Genomic DNA, 19,055 nt, shown 5'->3' with positions numbered 1-19,055 from the left:
CGCGGAAGCATAGCGGGTCGGGCCACGCCGCGGCAAGCGCCGGTGCGCTGGGCCGGCGGAGGCGCGGGACCGCGTCGCGGACCGACGGGGTCGCCGCTGGTTTGCCTTAGAATCCGGCCGCCTCACGCCGATGACCCGCCATGCGCATCCTGCTGCTGACTGCCGTGCTTTACCTTGCCGTCATGCCCAGCACCTCGGCGGCGCTGCCACCGCTGCGCGCCAGCCTCGTCAAGGATGTCGATCCGAGTCCAATCAACCGTGGATCTTCGCCGCAGCACTTCCGCACGCTCGGCGGGCGCGTCTACTTCGCTGCGTCCGCTGTCGACACCGGCGAGGAAGTCTACTCGACCGATGCGCAGGGCAACTTGCGCCTGCTCGCGAACATCGCGGCCGGACCGGACGGCTCGTCGCCGGAGCCGGTCGCCGTGGTCGGTGACCGCGTGATCGTCTCGGCCGACGACCGCGTCGCCGGGCGCCAGCTCTGGTCCATTTCAACCGAGGGCGGCAGTCCACAGCGGCTGACGTCGCTGGGTGACACTTGGGTGTGGCCGCCCGGCACCGCGGAAGAAGTCGTCGCGCTGCCCGGCCGCGCGCTGCTGCGTCTGGTGGGCCAGGGCTATGGGGTCTGGTCGACCGACGGCACGCCACAGGGAACCTTCGCACTGCCACAGGACGCCGGCTTTCCGCTCTCTGTCGTGTACGACGGCTGCGCCGTGAACGGTTCGGCCGTCGTCGCCGGTGCCGGCGACGGCGGCATGCGGCTCGCTAAGACCAACGGCCTGCCCGGCGGCGGGAGCGTTCTGGCGTCGCTGCCCGACGACGCTTATGTCGTGGACAGCGCCGCCGCCGCTGGCTATTGCTATTTCCTGTACACGCGGCAGGGCGGCGGCTGGCTGCTCTGGCGCAGCGACGGCACGCCGGCCGGCACCGTGCAATTCGCTGCTTCGACGACGGGCATCGCCACCGCGCTCGTCGCGCAGGGCACGGATCTCTATTTCACCGGCAACAGCACGGCCCACGCGACCTGGCTGCAGCGCGTCGCGGCGGGCGCAGCGGCGCCGCAGCCGCTGGTCGAGCTGCCGGGTCCGTTGGACACCAACGGCTGGCTGATCGCGCATCGCGGTTTCGTGCTGTTCCAGGCGTTCTCGGGATCCGCCGGCAGCTTCGTGCCGTCAATCTACATCAGCGACGGTACCGCGGCCGGCACCCGCCGGCTGTTCTCCTCGTCGTCAGGCCAAGTGCCGTCGACGGCGCAATCCGTCTATCCGGTCGGTGACGCGATCGTCCTGGCCAGCAGCGGCGACGCGACCCGCATCGTGCTCGCCGACGGCAACGTCAGCACCATCACGCCCACGTCGCTGAATTTCTACGACTCGGCCCTGCTCGGCGACGTGCGCATCGGCGGCGGCAGCACCTTCGCCGAACGGGAGGTGTGGCTCAGCGACGGGACGGCCGCGGGCACGCGCCGCCTGCACGACATCTGGCCGGAAACGCAAGGTGGGCTCAGCGGCGTGGAATCGTGGACCGCGATCGGCGACACGCTGTACTTCACGCCGGGCCGCAGCCCGGACGGCAGCGGCGTCGTGCGCTCCGCGGTGTGGCGCACCGACGGCACCGAGGCCGGCACGCAGCCCCTGCCGAGCAGCTTGCTGGGCGACTGGCTGCCGCGCCGGGTACTGGCCTACGCCGGCAGTGGCGTGATGATCGCGGCGGATTATTCGCTTTACTACGCCGATGCGGCGCTGACGTCTGCCATGCCGGTCGTGCCCCTGTTCGGCCACACGTGGATGCAGGGCTACGGCGGCGGCCGCGGCGTGATCTACGTCTGCGGCGACACGTTCGGCCTGTGCGGCATCGACCCGGCCACCGGCGGCACGACGCTCAGCAGCGAGATCTTCTTCCGCGCAGAGTCGATCGGCGAGATCGGCGGCGTGGCCATCCTCTGGCGCGACGTCCATAACGACATCTGGCGCAGCGACGGCACGCTCGCCGGCACCTTCCGGCTGCTCGAAGGACGCCAGATCCTGAGCCGTCTCGACGCGTCGCAGGACGCCGTGCTTGGGGGAAAGCTGTACTTTGTCGCTTGCACGCCGAGCTACGCCTGCGACCTGTTCGCGACCGACGGCAGCGTCGGCGGCACCGTCGCCGTGCGGCCGGTGCCGATCGGATCGATGTATGGCGCCGCGCGCGCCGGCAGCCACCTGGTGTTTACCCTCGGCTTCGGGTCGGCCGGGCAGCTGTGGTCCACGGACGGCTCGGCTTCGGGCACCGTGCTGCTGCTCGACAGCGCGATCTCGCGCCTGGCCGGTGCCGGCGGTCACGTGCACCTGTATGCCCAGTGCAACACCTGCAAGCAGCGCTATATAGTCACCGACGGCACCCCGATCGGCACGCGTGCCGTGGAGCTCCCGGGCGCGCTGACGGCGACGCCGTATTTCATTGCCGCGATCGATGACGACAGCGTGGTGTTCTCGTGCGAGAACACGCGCCGCGGCAACGAGCTGTGCCAGTCATCGGCGGACGGCCGCGAGATCGCAGCGTTGCCGGAGATCTACCCGGGCGGTTCGTCGGCGACGCCGTTCTTCCTGGGCCGCACTCCCGCCGCGGTCTATTTCAGCGCCGAAGACGGCGCGCATGGCCGCGAGCCCTGGCAGATCCGCCGTCTGCCCGAGGCGCTTTTCGCAGACGGTTTCGACTGAACGGGCTTGCGCCCGGGGCGCCCCGGCGCCATCTGCGCCGGGCCCGTCGGCACAGTGCGGCCTGTTATGATCGCCGCGCCTTGCGCTGCGCCAGGACCCCACCCGAGGAAGCCATGCCCGTAACGATCAAGACCCCGGAAGACATTGCCAAGATGCGCATCGCAGGCGCGCTCGCCGCCGAAGTGCTGGAAATGATTGGGCAATACGTCAAGCCCGGCGTCTCGACCGACGAGCTGGACCGCATCTGCCACGACCACATCGTCGGCGTGCAGCAGTCCATTCCGGCCAACCTCGGCTACCGGGGCTTTCCCAAGACCATCTGCACGTCGGTCAACCATGTGATCTGCCATGGCATTCCCGACGCACGCAAGATTCTCAAGGACGGCGACATCGTCAATATCGACGTCACCGTCATCCGCGACGGGTTCCATGGCGACACCAGCCGCATGTACTACGTCGGCAAGCCCGAGGTCCGCGCACAGCGCCTGTGCACCATCGCGTATGAATCCATGATGCTCGGCATCGCCCAGGTCAAGCCCGGCGCGCATCTCGGCGACATCGGCCACGCCATTCAGAAACACGCGGAAGCGGCCGGCTTTTCCGTCGTGCGCGAGTATTGTGGCCACGGCATCGGCCGCGTATATCACGAAGAACCGCAGGTGCTGCACTACGGCAAGCCCGGCGCCGGCATGCGCCTGGAAAAAGGCATGTGCTTCACCGTCGAGCCCATGATCAACGCGGGCAAGGCGGCGACGCGGCTGATGCCCGACGGCTGGACCGTGGTCACGCGCGATCATTCGCTGTCGGCGCAATGGGAGCACACCGTCACGGTGACCGACGACGGTGTCGAAATCCTGACGCCCTGGCCCACGGCGGCCTGAGCGGTCGTTCCTGCCGCGCAACGCGGGTTCGCGGGAATGCAGAAGATCCTCATGCGCTTGCGAGGCCCGCGACGCAGCCGTTACTGTGGGTTTCGAACCCGATTCCGCGAGGCCCGATGAGCCTACCTCCGGCCAGACCCGCGTTGCCGCGCCTGCCGGCGGCGTTGCCGCGCTCGGGTATTTCGCCGCAGGCGCGGCTGGCCCTGCGGCAGTGGCTCGGCGACGTGGACCGCTGGTTCGCCGAGGCGTTTCGCGATGGCCTGCCTGCGGATGAGCTCGTGCCGCTGCGCGCGCAGACCCTGCAGCGGCTGCTGCGGCACATCTGGGTCGCGATCGTCGGCGAGGCTGCCGGCGCAGCGCTGTATGCGGTCGGCGGCTTCGGTCGCGGCGAACAATTCCCGCGCTCGGACCTCGACGTGCTCGTGCTCGTCGACGCACCACCGCAGGGCTCGCTGGCGCGCTCGCTCGAAACCCTGTTCACCTGCCTGTGGGACTTTGGCCTCAAGCCGGGTCATGCGGTGCGCACATTTGAACAATGCCGCGAGCTGGCCGCGCGCGACGCGTCGGTCTATACCAGCCTGCTCGACGGCCGCCGCCTCGCCGGCAGCGAACGTTTCGAGGAGCAATGGGCCGCGCTGCGCGCCGACGAGACGCTGTGGCCGGCGGCGGAGTACCTGATCGCCAAGCGCGCCGAGCAGGAACAGCGCTACGCGCGCTACAACGATACGGCCTACAACCTCGAACCCAATCTCAAGGACGGCCCGGGCGGCCTGCGCAGCCTGCATGTGATCGCCTGGCTCGGCCATCGCCTGTTCGGTGTCGCCGACTGGCGCGAACTCGCCGCGCTGGATCTGCTCAGCAGTGCCGAGGTTGCCGCGATCGATGCGGCGCGCAGCGTGCTGTGGCGCACGCGCTTCGCCTTGCACCTGCTCGCGCGGCGACTCGAGGACCGGCTCCTGTTCGACTTCCAGCGTGAACTCGCGCGCCGCCTCGGCTACGAGGACGAGCACGCGCAGAACCTCGGTGTCGAGCAGTTCATGCAGGACTATTTCCGCGCCGCGATGACGCTGGAGCGCGCCAACGCCGCGTTCCTGCAGCGCTGCGACGAAGCGCTGGCCGCGCCGGTGCTGTTCGCGGCCGAAACCGTCGGCGAGCATTTCGTCGCGATCGGCGAACGCCTCGATCTGCGCGACGCGGACCTGTTCCTGCGCCGGCCCGCGGCGATGATCGAGATCTTCGTCGCGCTGGCCGAAAACCCCGCGTTCAAAGGACTGCGCGCGAACGCGCTGGCGCGGCTTCAGGCCGCGGTGGAACTGCAGGCGGACCGCCTGCGCGACGATCCGGCCGTGCAGGCGGCGTTCCTGCGCCTGCTGCGCCTGGGCGCCGCCGCCGTGCCGGCGCTTGCGCGCATGAGCCGGCACGGCCTGCTCGCGCAGTACCTGCCGGCCTTCGGCAAAGTCGTCGGCCGCATGCAATATGATCTTTTCCACGTGTATACCGTGGACGAGCACACCCTGCGCGTGCTGCGCATCGTCGCGCGCTTCGCCGAGCTGGAGTCGAGCCGCGAGTTCGCCCTCGGCTTCGAGGTCTACCAGCGCGTCGCGCGGCCCGAGCTGCTGCTGCTCGCCGCGCTGTTCCACGACATCGCCAAGGGGCGCGGCGGCGATCATTCGGAACTCGGCGAAGTCGACGCCCGTGCGTTCTGCTATCGCCTGGGCCTGCCGGCCAGCGAGGCGGAACTGGTCGCCTGGCTCGTGCGCTGGCACCTGCTCATGAGCGTGACCGCGCAGCGCCAGGACATCACCGACCCGGACATCGTGCATCGCTTCGCCGTGCAGGTCGGCGAATGGGAGCGGCTGGACCTGCTCTATCTGCTGACCTGCGCCGACATCGCCGGCACGAGTCCGAAGCTGTGGAATTCGTGGAAGGACCGGCTGCTGGCCGATCTCTATGTCGCCGCGCGCTACGTGCTGCGCGCAGGTCTCGAACGCCCGCCGCAGACGCCGGCCCAGGTCGCCGAGTGCCGGCTGCAGGCGCGCGAGATCCTGCATGCCGACGGCCTGGACGACGGGGATATCGACGGGCTATGGGCCGGTTTCCCGGAACAGGCATTCCTGCGCTATCACCCGGAACAGGTCGCCTGGCAGACGCGCCTGATTCTTGCGGCGGAAGCCAGCGACCTGCCACTGATCGCGATCCAGTCCGACGGCGTGCGCGGCGGTAGCGAAATCTTCGTCTACGCCGAAGACCGCGACGGCCTGTTCGCGACCGTCGCCGCGACGCTGGATCGGCTCAACCTGTCGGTGCAGGAAGCGCGCGTGCTGACCACCACGTCGGGCATGAGCCTCGATACCTTCCTGGTGCTCGACGCCCAGGGCCGTGCGCTGGCCGAGGCCGAGCGCGTCGAGCGCGTGCGCGGCGAACTGCAGCGCGCGCTGCAACAGCAGCCGTACCGGCCGCATCTGGTCAAGCGCCCGCTGGCGCGGCCGCTGCGGCATTTCCAGATGGCGCCACGCATCGCGTTCCGCACCGATTCGGCCACCGGCCGCACGCAGCTGTCACTGGTCTGTTCCGATCGGCCGGGCCTGCTGGCCGTCGTCGCGCTGGCCCTGCGCGAGCGCCGCGTACGCGTGCACGATGCGCGGATTGCCACGTTCGGCGAACGCGCCGAAGACTTTTTCCAGATCACCGACCAGAACGACCGACCGCTGGAGCCGGACGCCGGGCAGGCCCTGTTGCAGGCCCTGACCGAACGGCTGGACCCGAACCCGGCCGGCATTGCCAAGGAGCACCATGCAAGCACTTGAAGCGTTGATCGACGCGGCCTGGGAGCGCCGCGCCGATCTGAGTCCGGCCAACGCCGACGAGGAAACCCGGCGCGCCGTCGACGATGCGCTCGCCTCGCTCGAAAGCGGCGAACGCCGCGTCGCCGAACCCGACGTCACCGAAGGCGGGGCGGGCGGCTGGCGCGTCAACCAGTGGCTCAAGAAAGCCGTGCTGCTGTCGTTCCGCCTGAATCCGAACCGGGTCATGGGCGGCGAACCGGCGCCGTACTACGACAAGGTCGACCTGCGTTTCCAGGGCTTCGACGAGGCCCAGTTCCGCGCCCTCGGCGCGCGCGCCGTGCCCGGCGCGATCGTGCGCCGTGGCGCGCACATCGCCCGTGATGTCGTGCTGATGCCGAGTTTCGTCAATATCGGCGCTTACGTCGGCGCCGGCACCATGGTCGATACCTGGGCCACGGTCGGATCCTGCGCGCAGATCGGCGCGGGCGTGCACCTGTCCGGCGGTGCCGGTATCGGTGGCGTGCTCGAGCCGTTGCAGGCCGGGCCGACCATCATCGAGGACGGCTGCTTCGTCGGTGCGCGTTCCGAAGTCGTCGAAGGCGTCGTCGTCGAACGTGGCAGCGTCATCGGCATGGGCGTGTTCATCGGCCAGTCGACACGCATCTACGACCGCGCGAGCGGGGAGATCTCCTACGGTCGCGTGCCGGCCGGCAGCGTCGTGGTGTCGGGCTCGTTGCCCGCCGCCGACGGCAGCCACAGCCTGTATTGCGCCGTCATCGTCAAGCGCGTCGACGAGAAGACGCGCAGCAAGACTTCGGTCAACGAACTGCTGCGGGGCGACTGAGATGACAGCAACGGTGTACGGACTGGAGAAGTGCGATACCTGCAAGAAGGCGCGCAACTGGCTGCAGCGGCACGCGGTCGACCACGCCTTCGTCGACTACCGCGAGCAGCGCGTGCCGGCCGAGACGCTGAAGGCCTGGGCGCTCGCCGTCGGCGGCTGGGAAAAGCTCGTCAACCGAGCCTCGACGACCTGGCGCAGCCTGCCGGAAACGCGCAAGACGCCGGAAAGCGCGCCGGAATGGACATTACTGATCAAGGAGCATCCGGCCATCGTGCGCCGACCCGTGCTGGTCACCGACGACGGTCAGGTCAGTGTCGGCTTCAACGACAAGCAGTTCGCCCAGCGCTTCGCCGGCTGACATGTCCGAGGTGCTCGAACTGACCTGCGAACTGATCCGGCGTGCCTCGGTCACGCCGGACGACGCCGGCTGCCAGGCGCTGATCGCGCAACGCCTGCGGCGTGCCGGCTTTCAGGTGGAATCGTTGCGTTTTGGCGATGTGGACAATCTCTGGGCGACGCATGGCGGCGAGGGGCCGGTGCTGGCCTTTCTCGGCCATACCGACGTGGTGCCCAGCGGCCCTGCCGCGCAGTGGAGCAGCCCGCCGTTCGAGCCGACGCTGCGCGACGGAATGCTCTACGGCCGCGGCGCGGCCGACATGAAGGGCTCGGTCGCGGCTTTCGTGCTCGCGCTCGAAGCCTTCGTCGCGCGCCATCCGCGGCATGCGGGACGCATCGCGCTACTGCTGACCAGCGACGAGGAAGGCGTGGCCAGGGACGGCGTGCGCCGCGTCGCCGAGACCTTCCGCGCGCGCGGCGAGCGCCTGGACTGGTGCGTGGTCGGCGAGCCCTCGTCGTCCGAGCGCCTCGGCGACATGATCCGCGTCGGCCGGCGCGGCTCGCTGTCGGGCTATCTGACGGTGCGCGGCATGCAGGGCCACGTCGCCTATCCGGAAAAGGCGCTCAACCCGATCCACGCGTTCGCGCCGGCGCTGGCCGAACTGGCCGCGACGCGCTGGGACCAGGGCAACGCGGACTTCCCGCCGACCTCGTTCCAGGTGTCCAACCTTGCGGCCGGCACCGGTGCGAGCAACGTGATTCCGGGCACGCTCGACGCGGTGTTCAATTTCCGCTTCTGCACCGAAAGCAGCGCCGACACGCTGCGCGAGCGTACCGAGGCCGTATTGCACCGCCACGGTATCGATTTCGCGCTGCGCTGGGATCTCTCCGGCGAACCCTTCCTGACGCGGGGCGGACCGCTGCGCGAGCACACGATCGCGGCGATCGCGCAGGTCTGCGGCATCGCGACGGTCGCGAGCACGGGCGGCGGCACGTCGGATGGCCGCTTCATCGCGCCGCTCGGTGCGGACGTGGTCGAACTCGGACCCGTCAATGCGACCATCCACAAGCTCGACGAGCATGTCGCGGTCGCGGATCTCGAACGTCTGCCGGCGCTGTATCTCGCGATCGCGGAGCGCCTGCTCGGTCATGGCTGAGATCCGCAGCTCGCCACGGTTCGCGCTCGCCCGGTCGATGCGGGTCCTGCTCGCGCTGTTGCTGTTCGCGGGCCTTGCGCACGCGCGCGACGAGGAGGGGGCGACCACGCTGTGGTTCAACCAGGGCGCGCTCGCGCCGCTGGGTCTGGAACTGCTGGGCCATTGCGGCGATTGCCTGCACGACGGCAACGCCGTTGCCGACTATCGCGCGCAGCGTTTTGCGGTCGTACCCGGCGACCGCCTGCGCTGGCGCCGCGAGGGCGGCCGCTTCGCAGCGCTGGAGACCGGCCGCATCCGTCATCTCGGCGGTCCGCGCCTGCGCGCGGCCGGCCGTGGCCGGCTCGACCTCGATGGTTTCCAGCTGCGCCAGCGTGGCACCGCGCGCATCGGTCTGGAGCTCGCCGACCGCCGCGGCGTGGCCTGGTTCACGCTCGATCATGCGCATGCCTATCCCGGCGACGACGGCGCGCTCTCACTACGGCACATGGACCTGCGCATCGCGCCGGCGCTGGCGCGCTGGCTCGGGCGGCCGGAATGGAGCGGACGCCTGGTCGGCGGCGCGCAGAGCGACGGCGTCGCGGGCGCGGCCATCGACGCCGCGGCGGCCAAAGACACGGCCGTGTGTCCGCTGCGCTGGCCGGATGCGACGGCCAGGGCCGACGTGACCATGCTGCGCCTCGCGGTGAACTGGGAAGAGCGCCAGCCCGACGGCGTCAACGCGTACCGGTGTGGACGAAGCGACAGTGCCGGCGGCCATACGCGCGTCTGTAGCGCCGACAGCGACGACGGCCTCGTGGTGCTCGCGCCCGATGCCAGCCTGCGCAACACCGGCGATGCCGCCGTGGCCTGGTATGCGAAGTTCTCGGCGCCGGCGCCGCCCTACGCCAACGACCAGCATCCGTACCTGGTCTGGAACCTGTACCGGCTCGACGCCGACGGCCGCCTGCAGCAGATCGGCGCGTCGGGCGCCAAGCACGCCTTCCACACGATCAACGCGGTCTGCGACTGCGGCGGCGGCAACATCCTTTATCCGGGTTGCGAGGACACCTACGGCGGCTTCAGCAACGATTTCCCGAGTGCGCTCGCGCCGCGCAACGAGATCATTCCGTATACGGCGCAGTGGGGGCGCTGCGGCTCGCTGTACGACGCCGACTGCGACGGCCGCCGCGACGCCGGCGACGGCCTGCTGCCCGACGACGCCTACAACCCGGCCAAGCGCCTGGCCGTGCGCGAGCGCGAGCTGATGCCGTCGCTGCATCCCGGCGCGCGCTGGTTCCTCGAGTACTGGTATGTCGTGCGCGAGGACGCCGATCCCTGGAACAGCATCGGCCTGATGCAGATCGAGCCGCAGAAGGTGCGCGGCCAGGGCGTCGACCCGAACGCGCATGTCTGGCGTTTCGACGTCAGCGACTTCCGCACCGGCAGCATGCTCGAGCGCTGGATCGACCTCGCGCCCGCGGGCGGCTGGCAGCGCCGCAGCCTGGTGGACACCGCGCAGGGCAGGGCGCTGCTCGGCACGCGCGTGACGCGCCAGCCGGACGGGCGCTACCACTACGAATACCAGCTGTTCAATCTCGATCTCACCCTGGCGCGCACCAGCGGGCAGGAGCCCAACCTGCGCGTCGAGGAAAACCTCGGCATCGAACGCTTCTTCGTGTTCGCCGACGCGCAGGCGCGGATCGAGCAGACCGATTTCGCCGCCGTGGCCAATAGCGGCGTGCAATGGGACGCGGCGCGCACGATCGACCGCGTCGCGTGGCAGCGCGGTAGCGCGGCCGCACTGGATTGGGGGCACAGCTTCCGCTTCGCCTTCGTCAGCGACCTCGGGCCGCGCGACAGCACGGCGCACCTGGGCGCCGGTACGCAGACCTGGCACGCGGCGACCCTTGCGCCGCTGCGCGACTGGACGCCGCGGCCGCGCACCCGGCCCCCGGCGCCGGGAAATGAGCCAGAAGGACTGAGAAAGGAGTGAAAAGCGCAGACCCGGCGCGCTCACTCGTTTCTCACTCCTCTTACCTGTTTCCTGCATCCGGCCGATAGCCTTGATGCTGCGCTGCAGCAGCCATGACTTTCGTCAGGCCTTACTCCGGGCTGGCATAAGCTGTGCTACTTTCCTCGGCTGAATGCTCCAGGGTGCATTCAGAATTTCGGGGGTGTGCGGATGGTGTGGTTGCGTGATGCTGTGCGGACTGTGCGGGCGGTCGTTCTGGCCGCTGTCGTCGTCGCCGCTTCCTTGTCGAGTCCGCTCGCCAGGGCCATCGACCTGACTCCGCACGGCACGCAGCCGCTGCTGCAGTCGGCCCTTGAACCCACCAGTGACTGCATCGGTTGCCATCGCGGCTTTTCGTCGCCGCAGAACCAGTTCCTGCCGCACAGCACCTGGACGGGTTCGATGATGGCCAATGCCACGCGCGACCCGCTGTTCTGGGCCGCCCTCGACGTGGCGAACAAGGACTATCCCGGCGCCGGCGACTTCTGCCTGCGCTGCCACACGCCGTCCGGCTGGTTCGGCGGCCGTGTCGTCAAGAAGGGCGATGGGACGACCCAGCCCGCCAACGGTGCCTCGGGCTGCCAGCTGACTGGCGACTACAACGACGACGACAGCTTCACCAGCGACTACGGCGGCGTGTCCTGCCACTACTGTCATCGCATGATGCCGACGGGTCCACAGGGCCAGCCGTTCGAGATCGGCAACGCCAACGCCTGGATCGACGACGCCGCGACCTGCTTCACCCCCGGGGGCGGCGAATACGGCGGCCCGTGCCGGCGCGGGCCTTATACCTATGTCAACGACGTGCGCGAACCGCCGCACGGCTGGGTCCAGTCCCCGTTGCATTCGAGTTCGGAGATCTGCGGCACCTGCCACGACGTGTCGACGCCCGATACTGATCAGGGTCCGCTCAAGACCCTGATCCTGGAAAACGGCACGGCCACGACGCGCCCGTTCCCGATCGAACGCACCTACAGCGAGTGGAAGCGCAGTCTGTTCGCCGACCTGATCTTCCGCGACGGCCTGCAGACTGCGGCGCCGGGTCAGCCCGCGCTGGCCAAGGCACAGCAGTGCCAGGGCTGCCACATGCCCTCGTCGAACGATCCGCTGGCCCAGGCCTGTACCTTGAACGAGGAAGGCTCGCGCACGGGCAACCTGCCGGTGCACACCTTCGTTGGCGCGAATACCTGGGTGCCGGCCATCATCAAGTCCCTGTACGGCAGCGAGGGCGGCTTCAATCGCCCGGCCGATTTCGACCGCACCATCGCCTGGGCGCGCGCGATGCTGCAGTCCAGCGCCGCGATGTCGACGACGGTCACCGCCTACAGCGCGCCCGGCCCGGGCACGCCGGGCTCGGTCAGCGTGCGCGTGCGCACGACCAACCTCAGCGGCCACAAGCTGCCGACCGGTTATTCGGAAGGCCGTCGTATGTGGCTCAACGTCAAGGTGTTCAACGCGAGCAACGCGCTGGTCAGCGAAAGCGGTGCGTTCGACACGGCCACGGGCGTGCTGACCCAGGACGGCCAGATCAAGATCTACGAGGTGCTGCAGGGCATCTGGGATCCGGCGCTGCCCGGCACCTGCCGCACCGAGGTCGGCGGCAAGAAGCAGTTCCATTTCGTGCTGAACAACTGCATCGCGAAGGACAACCGCATCCCGCCGCTCGGCCTGCGTCCGCGCACCGCCGCGGACCCGAATGGCGACGAGGTGCGGCCGGTCAACTACACCTACCCGGAAACCGCCTCGGGCTCGGGCACGCTGGTCAACTATGACGACACGGTCTACAGCTTCGTGCTGCCGGCCGGGACGCCGTTGCCCGTGCGCATCGAGGCGAACCTGCGCCACCAGATCGCGAGCAAGGACTACATCGAGTTCCTGCGCGACCAGGCGATCACGGCTCCGGTCATTCCGGCCGAGAACACGCTGTGCGCCGGTGGCCCGGGGCGGCCGTTCACGGTCGGGCCGCAATCGCAGTCGCGCGGCGAGTTCCTGTTCTCACTCTGGTCCGATCCGGCCTATGGCAAGTCGCCGCCGGAAACCGCCGCCACGTCGACCGTGCTGGCAGGCAATTGATAGAGCGGCCCGGACACGGGCCGTCTGAATTCTGGTGAAAGTGCAGGAAGCGCTTTTCCACTCGGTGAGGGACCGCGCCGGTTGTCGGGGGCTGCGTGGCGAAAAACGGTTACAGGCAGATTTTTTGGGAGGCCGTACTGCGCGCTTGCGTGGTGGGGCTGGCGGTGCTTGGTGCCGGGCCGGTGGCGGCGCTCGACTACACACCACATGGCACCCAGCCCGGGCTGGCCTGGAACATCCAGCCGGCTGACGCCTGCGAAGGCTGCCATCGCGGCTTTTCGCCGGGTGACGGGCCGCTGCTGCCGTACAACACCTGGTCGGGCTCGATGATGGCCAATGCCGGACGCGATCCGCTGTTCTGGGCGGCGCTCGACGTGGCCAATCGCGACATTCCGGGCATCGGCGACTATTGCCTGCGCTGCCATGCGCCGACGGCCTGGTTCGAGGGGCGCGTGTCCAAGACCGCGACCCCGGGGCAGACCGTCAACGGCGAGAACGGCTGTCTGCTGCAGGGCAACTACGCGCAGCCGGACACCAAGGGCAACGACTACGGCGGCATCAACTGCCAGTATTGCCATCGCATGATGCCGAACGGTCCTGCCGGGCAGAGCACCGCAATCGGCAGCGCGCGGCTGTGGCTGGACGATGCGACCGAGTGCACCAATCCCGACGGTAGCGTCTACGGCGGTCCGTGCCGGCGTGGTCCTTACCGCTACGCCGACGGCGATCCGCTGGAGCCGCCGCATGGCTGGGTCGCCTCGCCGTTCCACGCCGCCGCGGAGATCTGCGGCACCTGCCACAACGTGGATGCGCCGGAGACCAGCGCCGGCCCGCTCAAGACGCTGATTCTCAACGACGGTACCGACACCGGCCAGACCTTTCCGGTCGAGCGCACCTACAGCGAATGGCTCAAGAGCGATTTCGCCGACATCATCTTCCGCGACCGCCTCGGTGACGCGTTCGCGTTCCAGCCGGCGCTGGCCCGCGGCGAGACCTGCCAGGACTGCCACATGCGCAGCTCCACCTCGCCCGATGCGCGAGCCTGCGTCAACAATCCGGCCGGTTCGCGCCAGGGCAACCTGCCGGTGCATGAGTTCGTCGGTGCGAACACCTGGGTGCCCAAGCTGCTCAAGGCCAAGTACGGCGCGCCCGACCAGCTCGACCGCGAAGACGCCTTCGATCGCACGATCGCCTGGGCGCGCGAAATGCTCATGGACCGCAGCGCGCTGGTCGCGGTCACGCTCGATCCGTTCACCGCCGGCCAGGCCAATCTCGTCGCCAAGGTCAAGGTGACCAACCTCAGCGGACACAAGCTGCCGACCGGGTATGCCGAAGGACGGCGCATGTGGCTCAACGTGGTCGCGCGTGACGCGGCCAACCAGATCGTCTTCCAGAGCGGCGCCTATGACGCGGCGACCGCGAGCCTGACCGAAGACGCCCAGGCGCGGGTCTACGAAGTGCTGCAGGGGATCTGGGACAGCACGAGCAGCAGCTGCAAGGTCACCGATGCACTGGGCCGCAAGCAGTTCCATTTCGTCCTGAACAACTGCATCGCCAAGGACAACCGGATTCCGCCGCTGGGCTTCCGCGGTGGCACCGATCCTGCAGTACGGCCGGTCGGCCTGACCTATCCGCCGCCGTCGCCCGGTTCGGACCGGTTGGTCAACTACGACGTGGCGACCTACACCATCCCGGTACCGGCGGGAACTGCGCTTCCGGTCACGGTCACGGCGACGCTGAAGTTCCAGGTTGCCAGCCGCGACTACATCGAGTTTCTGCAGCGCGAGGCCGCCGCCGGCAGCATCCCGGCGGAGAACCTGTTGTGTTCCAGCAATCCGGAACGGCCGTTCGACGTCGGTCCGCAGAGCCTTAGCCGGGGCGAGTACCTGTACCAGCTCTGGAACGATCCCGCCCTCGGCAAATCGCCGCCCGAGGACATGCGCAGTGCCGCGGCGAGTACGGGGACCCGTTGATGCGTCATTCGCTCCATTGCCTGCGTTTCGCCGCGCCGCTGCTCGCTGCCGGCCTGCTTGCTGCCTGCGCCGCCGCGCCACCGCGCAGTGCATCCCCACCGGCTGCTGCTGCCGGCCAGTCCGATCCCGCCGCGACCGGCCCCGGCAAACTCGGCACCCTTGCCGGCACCGCCGGCGTAGCCGGTCCGCAAGTGAGCAACTCGCGCGCTTCGCGCGAGATCCAGCTGCCAGCCATTGTCGTGGTCCGTCGCTATGACGACGTGTTCAGCGAAAACGGCGCGAACCTGCCGGTCACGGTCGAATATGTCTGGGACTACGCGCGCGGCATCGGCGTCGAGCGCGTCTATACCCGCGACGGCCAGCCGCACAGCCAGCGCGACCTGCCCGAGCAGACCATGAATTTCACCGACGCCGAGATGGAGCTCGCGTTCGCCCTCGCGCGCGAGCACGCCGGTCTCGGTCCCGTGCTGGCCCAGCACGGCCTGCGCTTCTATGGCGGCTTTGCGTTTCGCGAAGCCACCGATCCGGGTTGCGGCCAGCGCTCGCGCTGCGTCCATGTGATCGTCTCCGGCGGCAATGACGGCGAGCGCCCGGTCGCGCACGCCATCGTCGACCTCATGAAGCGCGTCGTCGTGCATCCGTTCTATGGCCCGGACAACCCCGGACCGCTGTCCCAGGCACACCCATGATTTCACTTTCTTCCAAAGGATCGTCCGTGAAGACTCATCACCTCGTGCGCACACTGGCCTTGCTGCTGCTGGGCGGCTTCAGCGCCGACCTGCTCGCCGCCCATCCGAACTGCGCCGTGTCCGGCGGCACGCTGCTCAAGTGGCCGGCGACCGGCCCGGCAATCTGGGAAATGTGCTGGCTGCCGCCGAGCGCGAGCGCGGGCGTGCAGGGCTCGGGCCTGGAAGTGCGCGACGTGCACTACAAGGGCATCCCCGTCGCCAAGCGTTTCCATTCGCCGATCCTGTTCGCCGAATACCGCAACGGCTCCGGCGGCAACTGCTACCGCGACTGGAAGGACGCCAACGCGCGCTTCGCCGCCTCGCCGCCCACGCGCAACATGCTCGGCGTCCCCGGCACGTTCCGCGCGACGACGACCTGCGACGTCTCCACGAGCGCGACCGCGTCGCACGGCACCTGTCCGTTCAACAACCTCTCGCCGAATCCCTTCGTCAACGCCAACTGCATGAACAGCGGCGTCTCGATCGAGGACATGACCAATGCGGAGAACCCCGAAGAGAGCTACGTGATGCTGACCACGCAGTACTCGGCCAGCTGGTACCAGTACGTCAGCCGCTTCGCGTTCTACGCCAACGGCGACATCAATCCGGAATTCGGCTACGGCAATTCCGACGGCACCTACAACAACGTCACCCACTGGCACCACAACTACTGGCGCCTCGACTTCGACATCGACGGCGCTGCGCACGACCAGCTCGCGGCCAACGGCGTGCTCAAGTCGACCGAGTTCACCGACGTGCGCAGCCTGACCGGCGCACCCGGCGGGCAGCCGTCGTACTGGGAGGTGACCGACGGTGTAGAGGGCTTCGGCTATCGCATCAATTCCGGTGCGGGCGACTACACCCCGGTCAACGAGTCACTGCGCAACCTGCATCTCGCCGACGTGATCGGCTCGAAGTTCATCAACAACGAGTATTCCGACAAGGCCGACAACAATCTCAGTGACTGTGAGATGGTCGCGACCAACATCGCCAACGGCGAGAGCATCGTCGATGCGGACGTGGTGGTGTACTACACGGCCAACGTGCGCGACACGACCGCCAACAACTGGCCGACGCCGGGCAGCGGTGCGGTGCCGCAGGATTCGATGGTGTGCAAGAAGGTCGGGCCGCTGATCACACCGGTGGGCGACTGGCCGCTGTTCCGCGACGACTTCCAGTGAACGATCGTGATGTGGCTGTAACTCCTCCCCCGGGACCGCGCGCGCGCGGCAGACAGACAATTCGAGAGGCGACAATGAAGACCCGATCCCGCAGTTACCTTCTGACCTTTGCGCTGGCCGCGCTGATGCACGGCCCGGCCGCTGTTGCCGCATCCGCGGCGACGGGCGTGCAGGCGCCGCAGACATGGACGGCTTTGGGCGGCGACCTGGGCTTCATCTGGAACGTCGATCTGCTGCGCGACTACGGCATCGCGCTGAAGGGATCGACCGACGTCTCCGCCCCCGACAACCGTGATTTCGTCGCCGTGCCGTTGCGCGACCAGGGTGGTCTGAGCTTCGCCGTGACGGAAACCAACTTCGACCATTTCGTCGCCGGCCGTCTTGCGCTGCGCGGCGGGTTCAGCCTGACCACCCCGGTCGGCGAGATCTCGCTGGTCGATGCGGTCCTCGTGCCCCGTGGCGCGAATTCGCAGAAGCTCGACGTCGTCGACGCGACCGGCAAGAAGCTGTTCTACCTCGATCGCCTGATGTATGTGATCGCCGACGAAGGCCGCACCGTCGACGTGCAGACCATGGACCTGCGCCTGCATGAGGATCTCGCCCATCGTCTGGGCAAACCCGAGATCACCGACTGGGTCGTTGCGCAGATGCGCATGCGCCTCAACGTCGTCGCGCAGGATGGCAACTACATCCGGATCGTGCAGGGGGCGCCGGTCTGGCCGGGTACCGCTGTGGCCGGTGTGCCGGGTGCCACCTACCAGGCTGACGTGTTCATGCTGAGCTTCCAGGGCCAGTATTCGCGTTGCTCGACCAACCCGCCGGCCACCGGCACCTGCGACGGCCCGGCCGGTGCCACTGACGGCTATGCCGTTTTCACGCCGTCCTCCACATTGCGCAACAACGTCAATCACGGCACCTTCAGCCCGACCGTGGCCGGCGATCCGAACGGCACCAGCACCGCGCAGTATTCGGCCGACGTCGCGTGGTATCGCAAATTCTCTGGCACGTTCGCGCCGTACGACAACGACCAGCATCCGAACCTGATCTGGAACCTCTATCGCATCGATGCGAACAACCGTATCGAGCAGATCGGCCGTTCCGGCGTGAAGCATGCGTTCGTCACGACGAACACCAGCTGCGACAACAGCGGCCCGGGCAGCGGCGGCACCACCGGCGCGATTCTCGGCCTCGCGTGTTCCGATACCTACGGCACCAGTAACAACGACAGCAACAACGACCTCGGCCCGCGCAGCGAAATCATCCCGGCAACCGGGCAGTGGGGCCGCTGTGGCTCGATCTTCGATCCGAACTGCACGCTTACGAGCAACACGAACGGCGGCAACAACAACTACAGCCAGCGCATGATCACGCGCGAATCGCAGCTGGCCGCGGGCGGCACCTATTACTTCGAGTCCTGGTACATCGTTCGCGACGACATCAACATCTACAACACCATGTCGTCGCGGCCGGTCACCTTCAACTTCGGTTCGAGCTGGTCGTTGACCAACGGCGCGCCGCAGCTGCTCGGCCCGGTCATCAACCGCTGGGTCAGTCCAACGACGTCGAATCCTAACCAGAAGAACGTCGAGATCGCCAACGCCGAAGGCCATACGCGCGTGGCGGTCAATGTCGTCGACCTCGGCGGCGGCCAGTGGCGCTACGACTACGCGGTCATGAACCTCGACTTCGCCCGCGCCGTCACCCAGGGCACCGGCAAGTACAGCGACGACTCCGATCCGGCCCAGCGCTTCCGCGTGATCCACAACTTCGGCTTCGACCGCTTCAGCGTGCCGCTGCCCGAAGGCTTGAGCGCGAGTTCGATCGAGTTCAACGACGGTGACCTCGACGCCGCGAACAACTGGACCGGCACCGCCGCCGCCGGCACGCTGAGCTGGACCGCGCCGGTCAACCCGACGCCGCCGGCGAACACGCCGGCCGTGCTCAACCCGCTGAACTGGGGCACGATGTTCCGCTTCTCGTTCGTCACGACCCAGGCGCCGACGGCGGCCGACATCGACCTGCACGTCGCGCAGAGCGGCACGCCGGCGTCGTACACGGCCACGGTGCTCGCGCCGTCCTCGCCGGTCGTGGACCTGATCTACGCTGACGATTTCGAAGAGCAGCTGTAAGAGAACGTCCAGCAAAAAATGCTCGGCAAACTCGCGTAGGCCGTGAAAGCCCTCCCCTTCAAGGGGAGGGTTGGGTGGGGATGGTGTTCGCGCGCATAGCAGTCTGACGTGAGGCGTAATGTTCGCCATAGCGCAGTTTTTTGCTGACGAAGCAACATCAACCCATCCCCACCCAACCCTCCCCTTGAAGGGGGTGAAAGGCAGCCCTCAAGAACCGAAGGTTCTGGGTGGCGTGAGCGCCCAACGGGCCGGAGGGGTGGCTGTGGATGGGGCTGATT

12 protein-coding genes are annotated in these 19,055 nt (G+C 68.3%); all 12 read left to right on the top strand.

The window, feature by feature from the left end; all coding sequences use genetic code 11:
* The first annotated feature begins 140 nt into the window (after window positions 1-140).
* The 12 genes from RUU78_RS04930 to RUU78_RS04875 all read left to right on the top strand — a co-directional run bounded on the left by RUU78_RS04930 (window position 141) and on the right by RUU78_RS04875 (window position 18,777).
* The gene (locus RUU78_RS04930; protein WP_313914266.1) at window positions 141-2,699 is read left to right on the top strand and encodes a hypothetical protein; all 2,559 of its coding nucleotides are present in this window, start codon (window positions 141-143) and stop codon (window positions 2,697-2,699) included.
* 113 nt (window positions 2,700-2,812) lie between these two features.
* On the top strand, window positions 2,813-3,580 hold the full coding sequence (gene map / locus RUU78_RS04925; protein WP_313914264.1) for a type I methionyl aminopeptidase: 768 nt from the start codon (window positions 2,813-2,815) through the stop codon (window positions 3,578-3,580).
* A 116-nt stretch (window positions 3,581-3,696) separates the two neighbouring features.
* Window positions 3,697-6,387, top strand: a complete 2,691-nt coding sequence (glnD, locus tag RUU78_RS04920; protein WP_313914262.1) for a [protein-PII] uridylyltransferase — start codon at window positions 3,697-3,699, stop codon at window positions 6,385-6,387.
* Window positions 6,374-7,210: a 2,3,4,5-tetrahydropyridine-2,6-dicarboxylate N-succinyltransferase gene (dapD, locus tag RUU78_RS04915; protein ID WP_313914260.1), complete on the top strand. Its 837-nt coding sequence runs from the start codon at window positions 6,374-6,376 to the stop codon at window positions 7,208-7,210. Before glnD ends, dapD begins: the two co-directional genes overlap by 14 nt.
* A gap of 1 nt (window position 7,211) precedes the next feature.
* On the top strand, window positions 7,212-7,568 hold the full coding sequence (locus tag RUU78_RS04910) for a Spx/MgsR family RNA polymerase-binding regulatory protein (RefSeq protein WP_313914257.1): 357 nt from the start codon (window positions 7,212-7,214) through the stop codon (window positions 7,566-7,568).
* Window position 7,569: 1 nt separating this feature from the next.
* A complete protein-coding gene (gene dapE, locus RUU78_RS04905; protein WP_313914256.1) occupies window positions 7,570-8,703 on the top strand; it encodes a succinyl-diaminopimelate desuccinylase in 1,134 nt (377 codons plus the stop codon).
* Entirely contained in the window at window positions 8,696-10,675 is a 1,980-nt protein-coding gene (locus RUU78_RS04900; RefSeq protein ID WP_313914254.1) for a hypothetical protein, read from the top strand. Before dapE ends, RUU78_RS04900 begins: the two co-directional genes overlap by 8 nt.
* 219 nt (window positions 10,676-10,894) lie before the next feature.
* Entirely contained in the window at window positions 10,895-12,766 is a 1,872-nt protein-coding gene (locus tag RUU78_RS04895) for a hypothetical protein (protein ID WP_313914252.1), read from the top strand.
* Window positions 12,767-12,861: 95 nt separating this feature from the next.
* Window positions 12,862-14,739, top strand: a complete 1,878-nt coding sequence (locus tag RUU78_RS04890; RefSeq protein WP_313914250.1) for a hypothetical protein — start codon at window positions 12,862-12,864, stop codon at window positions 14,737-14,739.
* Window positions 14,739-15,428, top strand: a complete 690-nt coding sequence (locus tag RUU78_RS04885; RefSeq protein ID WP_313914248.1) for a hypothetical protein — start codon at window positions 14,739-14,741, stop codon at window positions 15,426-15,428. Before RUU78_RS04890 ends, RUU78_RS04885 begins: the two co-directional genes overlap by 1 nt.
* Before the next feature lie 26 nt (window positions 15,429-15,454).
* Window positions 15,455-16,648: a hypothetical protein gene (locus RUU78_RS04880; RefSeq protein WP_313914246.1), complete on the top strand. Its 1,194-nt coding sequence runs from the start codon at window positions 15,455-15,457 to the stop codon at window positions 16,646-16,648.
* Window positions 16,649-16,722: 74 nt separating this feature from the next.
* Complete coding sequence (locus tag RUU78_RS04875; RefSeq protein ID WP_313914244.1) at window positions 16,723-18,777, top strand: hypothetical protein; 2,055 nt, start codon at window positions 16,723-16,725, stop codon at window positions 18,775-18,777.
* Window positions 18,778-19,055 lie beyond the last annotated feature (278 nt).

The organism is Tahibacter sp. (genome assembly GCF_032229445.1).
Lineage (GTDB): Bacteria > Pseudomonadota > Gammaproteobacteria > Xanthomonadales > Rhodanobacteraceae > Tahibacter.
This window is presented reverse-complemented; position numbering and strand designations above follow the sequence as displayed.

Coding starts and splice junctions, on each gene's coding strand:
- glnD (WP_313914262.1), top strand. CDS start 3,697: ATGAGCCTACCTCCGGCCAGACCCGCGTTGCCGCGCCTGCCGGCGGCG.
- RUU78_RS04900 (WP_313914254.1), top strand. CDS start 8,696: ATGGCTGAGATCCGCAGCTCGCCACGGTTCGCGCTCGCCCGGTCGATG.
- map (WP_313914264.1), top strand. CDS start 2,813: ATGCCCGTAACGATCAAGACCCCGGAAGACATTGCCAAGATGCGCATC.
- dapE (WP_313914256.1), top strand. CDS start 7,570: ATGTCCGAGGTGCTCGAACTGACCTGCGAACTGATCCGGCGTGCCTCG.
- RUU78_RS04910 (WP_313914257.1), top strand. CDS start 7,212: ATGACAGCAACGGTGTACGGACTGGAGAAGTGCGATACCTGCAAGAAG.
- RUU78_RS04930 (WP_313914266.1), top strand. CDS start 141: ATGCGCATCCTGCTGCTGACTGCCGTGCTTTACCTTGCCGTCATGCCC.
- RUU78_RS04875 (WP_313914244.1), top strand. CDS start 16,723: ATGAAGACCCGATCCCGCAGTTACCTTCTGACCTTTGCGCTGGCCGCG.
- RUU78_RS04885 (WP_313914248.1), top strand. CDS start 14,739: ATGCGTCATTCGCTCCATTGCCTGCGTTTCGCCGCGCCGCTGCTCGCT.
- dapD (WP_313914260.1), top strand. CDS start 6,374: ATGCAAGCACTTGAAGCGTTGATCGACGCGGCCTGGGAGCGCCGCGCC.